The sequence below is a fragment of the Oleiphilus sp. HI0086 genome, from assembly GCF_001635225.1.
Map to the genome: position 1 here is coordinate 1 of NZ_LWFZ01000918.1, position 13513 is coordinate 13513.

17 protein-coding genes are annotated in these 13513 nt (G+C 44.2%); 12 read left to right on the plus strand and 5 right to left on the minus strand.

The window, feature by feature from the left end; genetic code table 11:
- The 3 genes from A3756_RS29280 to A3756_RS16525 all read right to left on the minus strand — a co-directional run.
- The coding region (locus A3756_RS29280; protein WP_156490544.1) for an MlaD family protein at window positions 1-208 on the minus strand (208 nt) is incomplete at its 3' end.
- Window positions 209-254: 46 nt separating this feature from the next.
- Window positions 255-1037 carry a lipid asymmetry maintenance ABC transporter permease subunit MlaE gene (gene mlaE / locus A3756_RS16520; protein WP_068553984.1) on the minus strand — a complete coding sequence of 261 codons (783 nt, stop codon included), beginning with the start codon at window positions 1035-1037 and terminating at the stop codon, window positions 255-257.
- A gap of 32 nt (window positions 1038-1069) precedes the next feature.
- Window positions 1070-1864 carry an ABC transporter ATP-binding protein gene (locus A3756_RS16525; RefSeq protein ID WP_197469856.1) on the minus strand — a complete coding sequence of 265 codons (795 nt, stop codon included), beginning with the start codon at window positions 1862-1864 and terminating at the stop codon, window positions 1070-1072.
- 249 nt (window positions 1865-2113) lie between these two features.
- Here A3756_RS16525 and A3756_RS16530 point away from each other — a divergent pair, with 249 nt between their 5' ends.
- The 12 genes from A3756_RS16530 to yjgA all read left to right on the plus strand — a co-directional run bounded on the left by A3756_RS16530 (window position 2114) and on the right by yjgA (window position 11746).
- Window positions 2114-3091 (plus strand): calcium/sodium antiporter, encoded by a 978-nt coding sequence (locus A3756_RS16530; RefSeq protein WP_068511153.1) that lies wholly within the window; start codon window positions 2114-2116, stop codon window positions 3089-3091.
- A gap of 45 nt (window positions 3092-3136) precedes the next feature.
- Window positions 3137-3679, plus strand: coding sequence for an HAD family hydrolase (locus A3756_RS16535; RefSeq protein ID WP_068511157.1), 543 nt, complete (start codon window positions 3137-3139; stop codon window positions 3677-3679).
- An 18-nt stretch (window positions 3680-3697) separates the two neighbouring features.
- On the plus strand, window positions 3698-4267 hold the full coding sequence (lptC, locus tag A3756_RS16540) for an LPS export ABC transporter periplasmic protein LptC (RefSeq protein WP_068553988.1): 570 nt from the start codon (window positions 3698-3700) through the stop codon (window positions 4265-4267).
- On the plus strand, window positions 4251-4859 hold the full coding sequence (gene lptA, locus A3756_RS16545) for a lipopolysaccharide transport periplasmic protein LptA (protein WP_068511162.1): 609 nt from the start codon (window positions 4251-4253) through the stop codon (window positions 4857-4859). Before lptC ends, lptA begins: the two co-directional genes overlap by 17 nt.
- Window positions 4860-4871: 12 nt before the next feature.
- Complete coding sequence (gene lptB, locus A3756_RS16550; RefSeq protein WP_068511164.1) at window positions 4872-5597, plus strand: LPS export ABC transporter ATP-binding protein; 726 nt, start codon at window positions 4872-4874, stop codon at window positions 5595-5597.
- A gap of 310 nt (window positions 5598-5907) precedes the next feature.
- Window positions 5908-7452, plus strand: coding sequence for an RNA polymerase factor sigma-54 (locus A3756_RS16555; protein WP_068553996.1), 1545 nt, complete (start codon window positions 5908-5910; stop codon window positions 7450-7452).
- Window positions 7453-7554: 102 nt separating this feature from the next.
- Window positions 7555-7863 carry a ribosome-associated translation inhibitor RaiA gene (raiA, locus tag A3756_RS16560; RefSeq protein ID WP_068510392.1) on the plus strand — a complete coding sequence of 103 codons (309 nt, stop codon included), beginning with the start codon at window positions 7555-7557 and terminating at the stop codon, window positions 7861-7863.
- A gap of 26 nt (window positions 7864-7889) precedes the next feature.
- Window positions 7890-8351, plus strand: coding sequence for a PTS IIA-like nitrogen regulatory protein PtsN (gene ptsN, locus A3756_RS16565; protein ID WP_068510396.1), 462 nt, complete (start codon window positions 7890-7892; stop codon window positions 8349-8351).
- 42 nt (window positions 8352-8393) lie between these two features.
- Complete coding sequence (gene rapZ, locus A3756_RS16570) at window positions 8394-9266, plus strand: RNase adapter RapZ (protein ID WP_068553990.1); 873 nt, start codon at window positions 8394-8396, stop codon at window positions 9264-9266.
- Between the two features lie 37 nt (window positions 9267-9303).
- A complete protein-coding gene (locus tag A3756_RS16575; RefSeq protein WP_068509651.1) occupies window positions 9304-9573 on the plus strand; it encodes an HPr family phosphocarrier protein in 270 nt (89 codons plus the stop codon).
- Window positions 9574-9806: 233 nt separating this feature from the next.
- Window positions 9807-11171, plus strand: coding sequence for a magnesium transporter (gene mgtE / locus A3756_RS16580; protein WP_068553992.1), 1365 nt, complete (start codon window positions 9807-9809; stop codon window positions 11169-11171).
- 50 nt (window positions 11172-11221) lie between these two features.
- A complete protein-coding gene (yjgA, locus tag A3756_RS16585; protein ID WP_068508115.1) occupies window positions 11222-11746 on the plus strand; it encodes a ribosome biogenesis factor YjgA in 525 nt (174 codons plus the stop codon).
- A gap of 6 nt (window positions 11747-11752) precedes the next feature.
- On the opposite strand, the gene A3756_RS16590 is transcribed toward yjgA, so the two are convergent.
- Both A3756_RS16590 and A3756_RS16595 read right to left on the minus strand, forming a co-directional pair.
- Window positions 11753-12577: a carbon-nitrogen hydrolase family protein gene (locus A3756_RS16590; protein WP_068510930.1), complete on the minus strand. Its 825-nt coding sequence runs from the start codon at window positions 12575-12577 to the stop codon at window positions 11753-11755.
- A gap of 37 nt (window positions 12578-12614) precedes the next feature.
- A partial coding sequence (locus A3756_RS16595; RefSeq protein WP_304438891.1) for an AsmA-like C-terminal region-containing protein occupies window positions 12615-13513 on the minus strand: 899 nt, incomplete at its 5' end.

Here is a 13513-nt window from a genome sequence, read left to right on the forward strand (position 1 = left end):
CGCTAACCTTTCCAACCGTTACACCAGATAATGACACCCGTCCTCTAACAGCGAGACCGCCTAGGTCGTCAAATTGGGCATATATTTTGTAGGTATCACGCGCCGAATCGCTTGTTAAACCACTCACTTGTATTGCCAAAAACGCCAAGGCAGCGAATCCGGCTATCATAAATACCCCTACAGCCGCTTCTATTGTTCTCTCATACATATGACGTCATTTTCCCTAAAAAGTTTAGTTTATTTTAAATAATTGTTTAGAAAGAGCTAAACATTACCGCTGTTAGTAGGAAGTCCAAGCCAAGCACCGCTAGCGATGAATATACGACGGTTTTAGTGGTAGCTATACTAATCCCTTCTGATGTCGGAATACTATCGTATCCTTGGAACACTGCTATCCATGTACAGACCAATCCAAACACAACACTCTTGATAATGCCATTTACAATATCTTCACGAAACTCTACCGAGCCCTGCATATTAGCCCAAAACGACCCCTCGTAAACGCCCAACCAGTCTACGCCAACGAGCAAACCGCCAAAAACACCAACCATACTAAAGATTGCAGCCAGAAGCGGCATCGAGATAAAACCAGCCCACAAGCGCGGTGCAATAACGCACTTTAAGGGGTCAACACCCATCATTTCCATACTACTGAGCTGCTCGGTAGCCTTCATCAGGCCAATTTCTGCCGTTAAAGCTGAACCTGCGCGGCCAGCGAACAGTAACGCTGTCACCACCGGCCCCAGCTCTCTAACCAGTGTTAAGGCAACCATCTGCCCAACAGCTTGTTCTGAGCCATAATCGACAAGAATGCTGTAGCCCTGTAAAGCAAGCACCATACCGATAAACAAGCCGGATACAATAATAATAACAAGCGACAACACTCCGACGTGATATAACTGTTTGACCAGAAGGCGAAAGCCTTTGAGGTTTGGCGTTAAACCGAAAATAGCACGGAGCAAGAAAATCCCCGAACGCCCCATCGCCGCCCAAAAATCTATTCCCTTACGTCCATATTGAACAAAAAAATCAATCACTAAGCTAATCTCACACTTGAAGGAACTATGGGCTACCCTAACAATTCGCTACGAAAATCTGTAGCCGGGTAATGAAAAGGAACAGGGCCATCAGGCAAACCGTTAAGAAACTGCTTTACCAGCGGAGAGCCTGAGGTTTTTAGCTCCTCTGGAGAACCTTCACCAATGACAACACCGTCAGCCAAGATTACAGCATGATCACAGATGCTTAGGGACTCTGTAATATCATGCGAAACCAGCACGCTCGTTAAGCCTAATGCATCATTAAGCAAGCGAATCAATTGAACCAGCACTCCCATCGCAATAGGGTCCTGACCTGCAAAAGGTTCATCATACAAAATTAATTCGGGGTCCAAAGCAATGGTTCTTGCCAGAGCTACTCGACGCGTCATGCCGCCCGACAATTCGGAAGGCATCATTTCACGCGTACCACGTAAGCCTACTGCATGAAGCTTCATCAAGACGATATCTCGAATGATATCCTCAGGCAGGTTAGTGTGCTCACGTAGCGGGAATGCAACATTTTCATAAACGCTCAGGTCAGAAAAAAGCGCCCCACTTTGAAAGAGCATCCCCATTTTCTGCCGAGCCTCAAACAAATCTTTCCGCTTGAGTTTGCTAACATCGACTCCGTCAACCAGTATCTCACCGCTTGCAGGCCGTAACTGACCGCCAATCAATCTCAGCAGAGTAGTCTTTCCGGTTCCACTAGGCCCCATTATTGCGGTAACTTTTCCACGAGGGATATGCAAGGTCGCACCATTGAAAATACTTCGATGCCCTCTGACAAAATGGAGATTATTAATTGTTATATATGAATCCAAGATAGATTATCCCTAAACCTAGTAAATTCGCCACCGACTGACGCATTGCTTGGCTATTTAAACAAAGCTGCCTCATAGAGCCAAGGAAATTTAGCAATTTATTTGTACTTAATTCTCATCTTCATCAAATTGCTTTGCAATTACAAATTGGACATAATCACTTGCTTGCAATACCTGGCGATATCTTCACTAATAGGTATACTAAGGCCCTTCATTACACCCCTAGAAAAAACATTGATTAGATACTAACCTATGCTTCTATTTTCTTTAGCAATTATCCTCGGGCTTATTGTTCTTATTTGGAGTGCTGACCGATTCGTCAGTGGCGCCGTCGCTACAGCGCTCAACCTTGGCATGACACCGATGATGATCGGCTTAACAGTTGTTGCCTTCGGCACCTCAGCTCCCGAATTAATTGTTTCAGGTACTGCAGCACTAGACAATGCAAGTCACCTTGCGGTAGGAAATGCGATCGGTTCGAATATCGCAAACATTGCCCTAGTACTTGGCGCAACAGCACTGGTCTCGGCCATCCCCCTTAAAAAGGCAATTCTGAAGGTTGAGTTCCCGGTACTCATGGTCGCGACTTTCTTGGCCACCCTATTACTCAGTGACGGCATGCTGGATGCACTCGACGGTGTTGCACTATCTATAATTTTGTTTATTTCACTCATTGCTCTCGCCAAACTTCAAAACGCACCCGCGGGAGAAATCGATGAAATAGAAGACAGCAGATCCATCTCTGCAAAAAAAGCCTACATTCTTCTAGCTATAAGTATTGCTCTATTGCTCGCCAGTTCAAAGCTTTTGGTTTGGGGGGCAGTTGGCATCGCTACCGAGCTCGGCGTGAGCAAAATCATCATCGGCTTAACGATTGTTGCCATTGGAACCAGCCTACCCGAACTTGCAGCCTCCATTGCAAGCGCCCTTAAAGGCCATCACGACCTTGCCTTGGGAAACATTATCGGCTCAAACTTGTTTAATCTATTAGCAGTGCTAGCAATTCCTGCATTTCTTCACCCAATCTCACAGGGTGGCATCCCGATTAGTGAAGAGACACTATTCCGAGACTACGCTCTCATGTTTGCCCTGACCTTCGGGCTCGCTGCCATGGTTTATATCAAGCACGCAACCAAGAAGAACAGCCTTGGACCGGTAGCCGGCACGCTATTACTTGCTATCTATGGTGGCTACCTTTATGTATTGTACGAACAAACTGTACTTGCCTAGTTACAACACCTTCAACTTCACAACTAAGACTTTAGGGCCACCAACATGACTTTTAACGCACTTCCAAAAAACATTGCAGATAAAGCAGCCAGTATTAAACTCGTCGCACTCGATGTTGACGGCGTCATGACTAGCGGCAGTGTTTATTTCTCTGCACAAGGAGACGAACTAAAAGCCTTTAATATTCTTGATGGCCAAGGAATTAAAGCACTAATGAAGCATGATATCGAAGTCGCTATTATCACAGGTCGAACCTCAGCACTAACGGCGAGGCGCGCAAAAGACCTTGGCATTAAAAACATCCTTCAAGGAAGAGAAGACAAAAAAATTGCCCTAGGTGAAATTAGCGAAGAACTCGGTATTTCCTTTGACCAAATATGTTACGTGGGCGATGACTTACCTGACTTATCTGCAATCACCAGCGTGCAGCTAGGCATCACAGTTCCCAATGCGCATAGCCTTATTAAAAAGCATGCAGCACATTGCACTCAAACCCCTGGCGGCCAAGGTGCTGTCCGTGAAGTTTCTGACCTTATCCTGGAAGCTAAAGGACTTCTGGAAGCGTACCACCAGAGCTATTTATCTTAGACTCAAAACAGGCTATTTATGCTTAACCCGAGCCATTACAGACCTTTAATCATTGCCCTAGCCTGCCTTGCACTGGGTCTACTTTTATTTTCTGAAGAAAAGATAAAAGATACCCAAAAAAGCGCATCAGAAGCAGGTACAGACAGGCCCGCTGCATTCGTCGAAGGCGCAAGATTTACGCTATATGATGACAAAGGCTTCTCAACCAACTTACAAAGTAAAAGCGCATTATTTTACGCACAATCTGACCAAATCGATATCGAGCACATTGAGGCGACACTCTCAAATGAACAGGGAGAAATAATTCAACTTAGTGCCAACAATGGTGAAATCCAGCCAGACAGCGATACACTAATGCTTTCCGGAAATGTCATCATCGAGCAGATTATCCCCAGCGATAAAACATGGAGCATTGAAAGCGATCAAATATCGATAGACCGAAAACAGGCCTTTATCTCATCAAACCAAGCCGTTACCATTAGGAAAGATCAAAGCGTCATTCAAGCAACCGGCTTAAACGGCTGGCTTAATGAAAAACGCATTGAACTCCTTAGCAATGTCAGAGGACAGTATGCCTTCAATAAATAGCTTGCTCCGTGCCACCCTGTTAACCCTTTTGCCTGCTTTTTGTTTTGCAATCGACCCGAGCAGTAAACTTCCAATATCCATAGAGTCAGACCAGGCTAGCCTTGACGACCAGAATGGCACGTCAACCTATACCGGCAATGTCATAATCTCCCAAGGTTTATCTCGCCTAGAAGCAGATAATATTTCTGTAAAGGCGACAAATCGCAGCATTACAACCATCCAGGCCTCTGGCCAGCCAGCACACTTTGTACAACAAGTAAGCGCCGATAGCCCGAACACTCATGGCTATGGCAGCTCTATTACTTATATTGCAAAAGACAACTTGTTACGTTTTTCCGGCCAAGCTAAGTTAGTACAACAAGACAACTCCTTTTCAGGTGAAGAAATAGAGTACGACATTGTACGAAGAGCTATACGCGCCAAGGGAGATCAGACCCAAGGGTCTCGAGTTAAAATTCATTACTACCCTAATGCCGAGACCGCATCGGAAAATACTGAAGTGCCACTAATAAAAGGTTCTCCAGAAAACGAAAACAAACTGCCACTCGAACCTGCTCCAAATGCCGAGTCCGGTGCCGAGCAAAAGCAATAGACCTGAGCAACAATGAAAACTTTAAAAGCAGAAAACCTAGCCAAGGCCTATGATAAACGCCAAATAGTTAAAGATGTTTCCCTGACTATCAACAGCGGTGAAGTGATCGGGCTGCTCGGCCCTAACGGTGCTGGTAAGACCACTTGTTTCTATATGATTGTAGGCCTGGTTAAGCATGATAAAGGCAAGATATCAGTTAATGATACCGACCTATCATCCATGGCTATGCATGATAGGGCACGAAACGGTGTCGGCTACCTGCCCCAGGAAGCTTCAATATTTAGAAAGTTAAGTGTTCGAGACAATATCCTGGCGGTACTAGAGATTAGAAAAGATCTTTCTCGCAGCGAAAGGCGACAAAGAATGGAAGCCTTACTCGAAGAGTTTCACATCACTCACATCAAAGATAGTCTTGGCATGGCCTTGTCAGGCGGTGAACGTAGGCGAGTGGAAATAGCCAGAGCTTTAGCAATGGAGCCTGACTTCATTCTACTCGATGAGCCCTTCGCAGGTGTCGACCCAATATCGGTCAACGACATCAAGTCAATCGTCTCTCACCTTAAAAGTAAAAATATCGGCGTACTCATAACCGATCACAACGTTAGAGAAACGCTGGATATTTGTGAAAAAGCCTATATTGTTGGTGATGGCCATATCATTGCTTCAGGAAGTGCTGAAGACATTCTGAATAATGAAAAGGTCAAACAAGTCTACTTGGGCAATCAATTCAAATTATAAGCCAGTGGCTAGTTCATAGCATTCGATTCGAACAGCATATACAAACAATTAAGCATGACTTTCAGCTTAGAAATGAGTAGCATGCAATTTTCACGTCAACAAGACGATAACTTGATCTAAAACAATTATTTGTAGGCTGGTAACGTAAATATACTTTTATTTGTTTCACACTTTGCTATCTTCGCACTACACTTGTGTAAATGAAGTAAATATAAATACGTTTATTCACAGCGACCATTTCCGCAAAATATAATAAGCGACAATACATGATTCAAAATTTAAGTCTTAAGTTGGTGACATCCTCATGAACATGAAGGTTTCTCTCCAATTAAAGCTCGGTCAACAACTGACAATGACACCTCAATTGCAGCAAGCAATCCGCTTGCTACAATTGTCGACTCTTGACCTTCAAAACGAAATACAAGAAGCATTGGAATCTAATCCTATGCTCGAACTCCAGGACGATAACAACGAGCCTGGAAATACAAGTGATAAACAAGAAAATCAGAATGAAAGTCATCAAAATGATGGCAACGAGTACGCCTCTCAGGACAACCAACAAAGCAGTAGTACAGACACCAGTTCGAGCGAAGCACCTGCTAGCAATGAAGCCGACACGCCTAGTGAAGAGTGGTCAGATACTATACCGGAAGATCTGCCTGTTGATACGGCTTGGGATGACATATATACAAACAATGCGCCCAGTGGTCCCGCTCCCGAAGATGACAACAATGCCTTCGAACAAAGAAACGCTGCTACCGAGTCTCTTGCAGATCATCTAGATTGGCAACTTAACCTTACCCCCATGTCTGATCGCGACCGATACATTGCGATGTCATTAATCGACGCAACTGATACAGACGGCTACCTAACGAATACCGTTGAAGAGATACACGAGGGGCTGCACAACTCAGATGACGAAGACCCGGTTGAATTAGATGAAGTTGAAGCCGTCTTAAAACGCGTGCAGCACTTTGATCCACCTGGGGTATTTGCCAAAGACCTGCCCGACTGTTTGCTGCTACAGTTACGCCAGCTACCAAAAGATACGCCCTGGCTACCACAAGCAAAGCTTGTAATCAGCCACTACCTGAACTTATTAGGATCAAGAGACTACGCTCAACTAATGCGACGCAGCCGCCTTAAAGAGCATGAACTGAAAGAGGTTATCTCTCTAATTCAGTCTTTGAACCCTAAACCAGGTGAATCCATTGCTTCTTCCGAGCCTGAGTACATTGTGCCAGATGTCGTCGTAAAGAAAGAAAAAGGACGCTGGAAAGTTGAGCTCAACCCAGAGATTGCGCCAAAAATAAGGGTCAATGCAAATTATGCTTCGTTTATAAAGAGAGCTGACTCCAGTAACGACAACACCTTTATGAAGGATCAACTTCAAGAAGCAAAGTGGTTTATTAAAAGCCTACAAAGTCGTAACGAGACGCTTCTAAAAGTGGCAAGTAAGATAGTAGCTCACCAACAAGGCTTCCTTGACTATGGTGATGAAGCGATGAAGCCGCTGATTTTACATGATATTGCTGAAGCGGTAGAAATGCATGAGTCCACCATATCTCGTGTGACAACACAAAAGTACATGCATACGCCACGAGGCATATTTGAACTCAAATACTTTTTCTCAAGCCACGTCAGCACAACTACTGGCGGAGAGTGCTCGTCAACAGCGATTCGCGCAATTATTAAGAAGTTAATATCAGCAGAAAACCCTAAAAAACCTCTTAGCGATAGCAAGATTGCCGACTTGTTGAAAGAGCAAGGAATTAACGTCGCCCGCCGCACTATCGCAAAATACCGCGAAGCGATGTCGATCCCCCCATCGAACGAAAGAAAAAGATTGGTTTAATACAATATTTGATAACTTGCTGCCTGCAGCAAGTTGATTTGATAAGCGAAAAGTGAGTCAATATTCAACTCTCGCTAAAAATAACGATGATAGGAGAATACTATGCAATTAAATATCACTGGCCATCATGTAGATTTAACTGATGCACTTAAAGAATATGTGAAAACCAAATTGCAAAAGCTAGAGCGCCATATTGGCGGCATTAGCAACGTACAGGTAACCCTTTCTGTATCGAAACAAGCACATATTGCTGAATCAACGCTACATATCGCTGGTGCAGATATCCACGGCCACGCCGAGAACGACGACATGTATGCCGCTATCGACCAGCTAGTTGATAAGCTAGACCGTCAAATTCTTAAGCACAAGGAAAAGAAAGTTGACCGCGCACACGGCGCAGCAGCACGCTAGTTATTAGCGATCTTTAGAGTCGAAAAATGTCTGAAAATAAAATTACTATCGAGGCCATCTTGTCACCGGAGCTAACCCAACGCGGTTTGCCCGGTGGTAGCAAGAAAAAAGTTCTTCAACAGGCTGCACACCTGGTCTCAAAACAATTTCCTCATCTTGATGAAACTGAAATATTTGACAACCTTATTTCTCGTGAACGACTGGGAAGCACGGGAGTTGGGCAAGGAATTGCCATTCCCCACAGCAGACTGGAAAACTGCAAACAAGTTATTGGTTGTCTATTTACACTTGAAAAAAAGATACCTTTTGACTCGATAGATAACGAAGACGTTGATATTCTTTTCGTTTTACTTGTCCCCTCCGAGGCGACGAGCGAGCACCTGGATCTTTTAAGTCAAATTGCAGAGAAGTTCAACAACACTGCTTTTTGCGATAGTTTAAGGGAATCTGCTACAGGCACTGAACTTTATCAGAAAATAATTGCTTAAGACCTACAAACCTTAGAAGCTCAAAATTGCTAGGAACTTCTTATGAAGCTCGTTATTGTCAGTGGCAGATCCGGTTCCGGAAAAAGCACGGCCCTTCACGTCCTTGAAGACATGGGGTATTACTGCATTGATAATTTACCGGTTGGGCTTTTACTAAACCTTGGTAAACAATCACTACAAGGTAAAGATACAAGGTTAAGTAACGTTTCGATCAGTATCGATGCTAGAAATCTGCAGGGTGGAATAGAAGCATTCCCCCAAGTTTACGAGAAGCTAAAGCAGATGGAGATTGATGTCGATATCATTTTTCTTGACGCACAAAGTGAGACGCTCCTAAAGCGCTTTCACGATACTCGACGCAAACACCCACTTAGCAGCACAACACACTCACTCACCGAAGCGATTGAAACCGAAAGAACGCTTCTCGACCAGCTGGCACTAAAAGCTGACCTGACTGTCGACACTACGAAACTAACCCTATACGAGTTAAGAGACCTCATAAAACTTAGAGTGACAGGCAAACGAGAGCAAGAGCTCGCCATACTCTTTCAATCATTTGGTTTCAAAAATGGTGTTCCTAGCGATGCAGATTACGTATTCGACGTTCGCTGTTTGCCAAACCCATACTGGGACCCAAACCTTCGTACTTTTAGTGGATTAGATAAGCCCGTCGTAGACTTCATGAACGCCCAACCCGAATCCATACTAATGAAGGAAGATATCATTAACTTTCTCAGTAAATGGCTTCCTCAATTCAAAGCATCAAACCGTAGCTACATGACTATCGCGATCGGCTGTACCGGCGGCCATCACAGATCGGTCTATATTAGCGAACAGCTTGGTGCGCACTTCAAGTCGCAATTTGATAATGTCCAAATTCGCCACAAAGAGCTACCTTCACCTCACAAAACGTAATAAACTACCCTCTTTTCATTAGCTTAGTAGAACATCCATGCTTTCAGAACAAATCGAAATTATTAACAAACTTGGTCTCCATGCCCGTGCAGCCGCTAAATTTGTCGGTACTGCAACACGCTTTGAAAGCAGTATTAAAATCGCAAAGGATGGCCGAGAAGTCGATGGTAAAAGCATTATGTCTGTGATGATGCTCGCCGCAAGCTGCGGATCTTTTGTTGAAATCAGCTGCGAAGGTGCGGATCAGGAAGAAGCAATGACAGCGATCAAAGACTTGATCAATGATAGGTTTGGAGAAGGCGAATAAGCGCTCACTAAATTTCAAGCCCCCCACTCTTATCAGCTCCAATAAACTAGAACTCACTTTATAAAAGCAAACTAAGGCTCTGTTTATTGGATTATTCTGACTGTCGAAGTGTCAATTCATGCGCTATACTTAAGCAAACGTTTAAGCTATCTATATAGGTCTAATTGTAATCATCACTTCACCAGGCTTATCTGTTTTATCACTTAGCAGTTAACTAGAGATCAACGTGTTCCATGCCTAGCCAATTTTCAAACAAAAGCGCTAAAGAGAAACTTCATAGTGTAAATGAAGTAATCGAAAGCGGCTCTATCCGGCAAATTGAAAGGGTTGTGAACAAGGGGCTAAACGCAAGTGATATTGCACACCTAATTGAATCCTCTCCACCGCGAGAGCGAGCACTAATATGGCGCTTGCTGAATGACGATTTAAAAGGTGAAGTCCTACAAGATCTCTCTGAAGACATACAGGCGCACTTCCTCAGCAAGTTAAATGCTCAGGAAGTCGTAAACTTCACAGAAGACCTCGATACAGATGATCTCGCCGACATACTTCAGCAGCTACCTGACAATGTATCAGCTGAAGTCCTTGAGTCAATGGACACGCAAGACCGTGCCCGTGTCGAGGAAGTCCTCTCATATCACGAGGACACTGCCGGCGGCTTAATGAATACAGATACCGTCACCATCCGCCCCGGTATCACTATTGACGTTGTGTTGCGTTACTTAAGAAGACACCGTTCCTTACCAGAAATGACTGACAAATTGTTGGTTGTTAGTCGTAAAGACGAGCTAGTCGGAACTCTGCCACTTAATAAATTACTTGTCTCTAATCCCACTGCCACGGTTCGGGAAGTAATGGAAACTGACACCATTACCATAGATGTCAATCTGACCGATAGCGAAGTAGCTAATCTATTTGAAAGAAGAGATCTCGTCTCTGCGCCGGTTATTAACAAGGAAGGCATCCTTCTGGGCAGAATTACAATCGATGACGTGGTTGATGTCATCAGAGAAGATGCTGACCATTCGCTAATGAGCATGGCAGGTCTTGATGAAGAAGAAGATACATTCGCCCCCGTTAAGCAAACAAGCAAGCGCAGAGCTATATGGCTTGGCATCAACTTGATTACTGCCTTCATCGCATCAACAGTGATTGGCGTATTCAAAGAAACCATCGAGCAAGTCGTAGCGCTCGCCGTATTGATGCCTATCGTCGCCAGCATGGGGGGCGTCGCAGGTAGCCAAACATTAACACTGGTTATTAGAGCTATTGCTGTTGGCCAAATCAGCCATTCAAATCTGTCATGGCTGTTAAACAGAGAGTTTCTAGTATCCATAATCAACGGCACACTTTGGGCTTTTGTGGTCGCTGTCGCCGCCATTCTTTGGTTTAACGACCTAACGATTGGCCTGGTGATCGCTGCAGCAATGGTCATTAATCTAGTCGTAGCCGCCATCGCTGGCACAATCCTGCCTATTTACCTAAAATCAAAAAGCATTGATCCTGCACTAGCTGGTAGTGTTATCCTTACCACAATTACCGATGTTGTAGGCTTTTTGTCATTCTTGGGCTTGGCAACTTTTGCCTACGCGAACTAGTAAGACTCCATTAATATATTTTTTTGTTATACCATACAGGTACCAAAGTAATGAGCGATTTTGACCAATACCACGACGAAGATGATCTAGAATTTGAGAAAAGTAAAAGTCAGGTCAAGCGCGAGATGGAAGCACTCCAGGCTTTAGGCCGAAAACTTACTGAACTAAAGCCAGCTCAGCTAAAAAAAGTGCCAATGAGTGAAGATCTGACTCATGCAATAAAAGAGTCCTACAATATTCGTCAAAATGAGGCGAAAAGGCGGCACCTTCAATTCATTGGTAAGCTAATGCGCGCAGAAGACGCTGAAGCGATTCAGTTCGCAATTGATCAGTTTGACTCCAGCAGTCAACGATATGCTCAAGAGCTTCACCAAATGGAGTCCTGGAGAGACCGTTTGATTAGCGGTGGAAATGATGTGCTTAGTAATTTTATTTCCGACAACCCTGATACAGACGTACAACACCTGAGAGCGCTCGTTCGCAACGCTAAGAAAGATCACGACCAGCAAAAGAATACTGGCGCGGGTAAAAAGCTGTTTCAATATATTCGAACGATTACTCAAGATATTGAGTAAAGCCAGCTAACTTGAAAATAGCGGCATCGCTGCGCGAATTTTATTCAAGCCTTTAAAATCCAAATTCGCACTACAAATACCAGCTCCTTTGCCGAGCTGGTTTAATATGTTTCCCCAAGGGTCGATGATCATACTCTGTCCCCAAGTTTTACGCCCACGGCTATGCTCTCCACCCTGATTTGCAGCAATAACAAAGCACTGGTTTTCAATAGCTCGCGCACGCAACAATAACTCCCAATGAGCTTGACCGGTTTTTTCGGTAAAAGCAGAAGGTACAAGTAATATTTTTGCCCTTGCCCTACGCATGTCCTGATACATCTCTGGAAAGCGCAAATCATAGCAAATTGAAAATCCGATTCCGGCCTGAGTACCATCTTCGAAACTTATCGTTTCAACTACGGTTCTTTCACCGGGACAAAAGGTATCCGACTCACGATACTCGCCATGCTCATCACCGACCTCAACATCAAATAAATGTTGCTTATCATAGTAGGCCTGTACTTCACCTGAGATATTAATCAGAAGACTACGACTAAAATATCGTTGCTTCCCTTGTGAACTAAGTGAGAGCGAAGCGGGGAACGGCAAACTACCCAAAACCAGGTTGATAGAATTATTTTTGGCAAATTGACGAAAGGCTTCCAAATATCCTTCGAACTTTTCCTGAAGCTGGGAATTTAGTGCGCTGCCGAAATAAAGAAAGTTTTCAGGGAAAACAACTAGCTCACAATCAGAACCAGAAAATTCACGCTCGAGTACCTCCATCGCCAGCTTGAAATTTTCTTCTGGCTCATCAGTACTGACCGTTTGAATGCATGCAACTCGAACCACGGCGTTACCTTATATAATTGATTGATGTCGTAGTATTTTAATTCGGTGCCAAATTGCTTTCTGCACCCGCATCACTCTCTTCTATTGGTGGCGTTACTCGCTGAGGCGTTTGAGTCGTCTTACGTTTTTTCTTGCTCGCGTTTACCGCCTCTTTTAATTCCACTATAGGCTTTTGCCACGTACCCGTAATATCGTATCGGGAAGTAGTTAAAGCACTTAAGGGTTCACCAAGCAATTTGTCTGCAAGCCAAACTAAACCTCCAATTTGAGGAGCACCAAGAACGAGAGCTGCCAAAGGCACATTCTGCGAAAAAGGCAGCTCAATAAGCATGTCCAGGTCCAGCGCCTTACTCGCTAAGTCACTACTTCCGTTTATGGTGTACTTCCCTGCCGGCCCATCAATGACCAAGGGTTTAGAGAGTGTAAGTAAGCCCTGATCTATACTTGAGTTCATCGTAAAAGAGTCGAAGCCGACCCCACTTTTATACAGGTCGGAGAAATCCAGCTTTAAACGACGCATTATCGCTTCAGCGTTCAAGATGCCGAACAGACGTAAAGCACCTGTTTTTTCATCGTCAGTTTGCAGAAATCCATCTTCGAGTATCAGTGACAGAGAGCCTGATAGTTTACCTAGCGAAAAGTCCTTAGGTGCACCAGGCCAGGTAAGCGCAAGCTTTGAACTAAAGTCATCACTACTCACAAGAGGATCAATACCTGCCAATCTGAATACATTTTCAAAATGCCTACCTTTGCCATCCATTGTCAGAATGCTGGTCTGTAAATTGTCTTCTGAAACCTGCCAATTAAGCCGTCCGGAAAACTGGCTACCTTTAACACTGCCTTTTATATTTGAGAATATCGCTCCTGTTGGCGACGACTGCAAATTACCACTCCAAGCACCTAGTTTTCGACCATCTAACTGCAAGTTAGACGCGG

Coding starts and splice junctions, on each gene's coding strand:
- A3756_RS16555 (WP_068553996.1), top strand. CDS start 5,908: ATGAAGGTTTCTCTCCAATTAAAGCTCGGTCAACAACTGACAATGACA.
- lptA (WP_068511162.1), top strand. CDS start 4,251: ATGCCTTCAATAAATAGCTTGCTCCGTGCCACCCTGTTAACCCTTTTG.
- A3756_RS16575 (WP_068509651.1), top strand. CDS start 9,304: ATGCTTTCAGAACAAATCGAAATTATTAACAAACTTGGTCTCCATGCC.
- mgtE (WP_068553992.1), top strand. CDS start 9,807: ATGCCTAGCCAATTTTCAAACAAAAGCGCTAAAGAGAAACTTCATAGT.
- yjgA (WP_068508115.1), top strand. CDS start 11,222: ATGAGCGATTTTGACCAATACCACGACGAAGATGATCTAGAATTTGAG.
- lptB (WP_068511164.1), top strand. CDS start 4,872: ATGAAAACTTTAAAAGCAGAAAACCTAGCCAAGGCCTATGATAAACGC.
- lptC (WP_068553988.1), top strand. CDS start 3,698: ATGCTTAACCCGAGCCATTACAGACCTTTAATCATTGCCCTAGCCTGC.
- ptsN (WP_068510396.1), top strand. CDS start 7,890: ATGTCTGAAAATAAAATTACTATCGAGGCCATCTTGTCACCGGAGCTA.
- raiA (WP_068510392.1), top strand. CDS start 7,555: ATGCAATTAAATATCACTGGCCATCATGTAGATTTAACTGATGCACTT.
- A3756_RS16535 (WP_068511157.1), top strand. CDS start 3,137: ATGACTTTTAACGCACTTCCAAAAAACATTGCAGATAAAGCAGCCAGT.
- rapZ (WP_068553990.1), top strand. CDS start 8,394: ATGAAGCTCGTTATTGTCAGTGGCAGATCCGGTTCCGGAAAAAGCACG.
- A3756_RS16530 (WP_068511153.1), top strand. CDS start 2,114: ATGCTTCTATTTTCTTTAGCAATTATCCTCGGGCTTATTGTTCTTATT.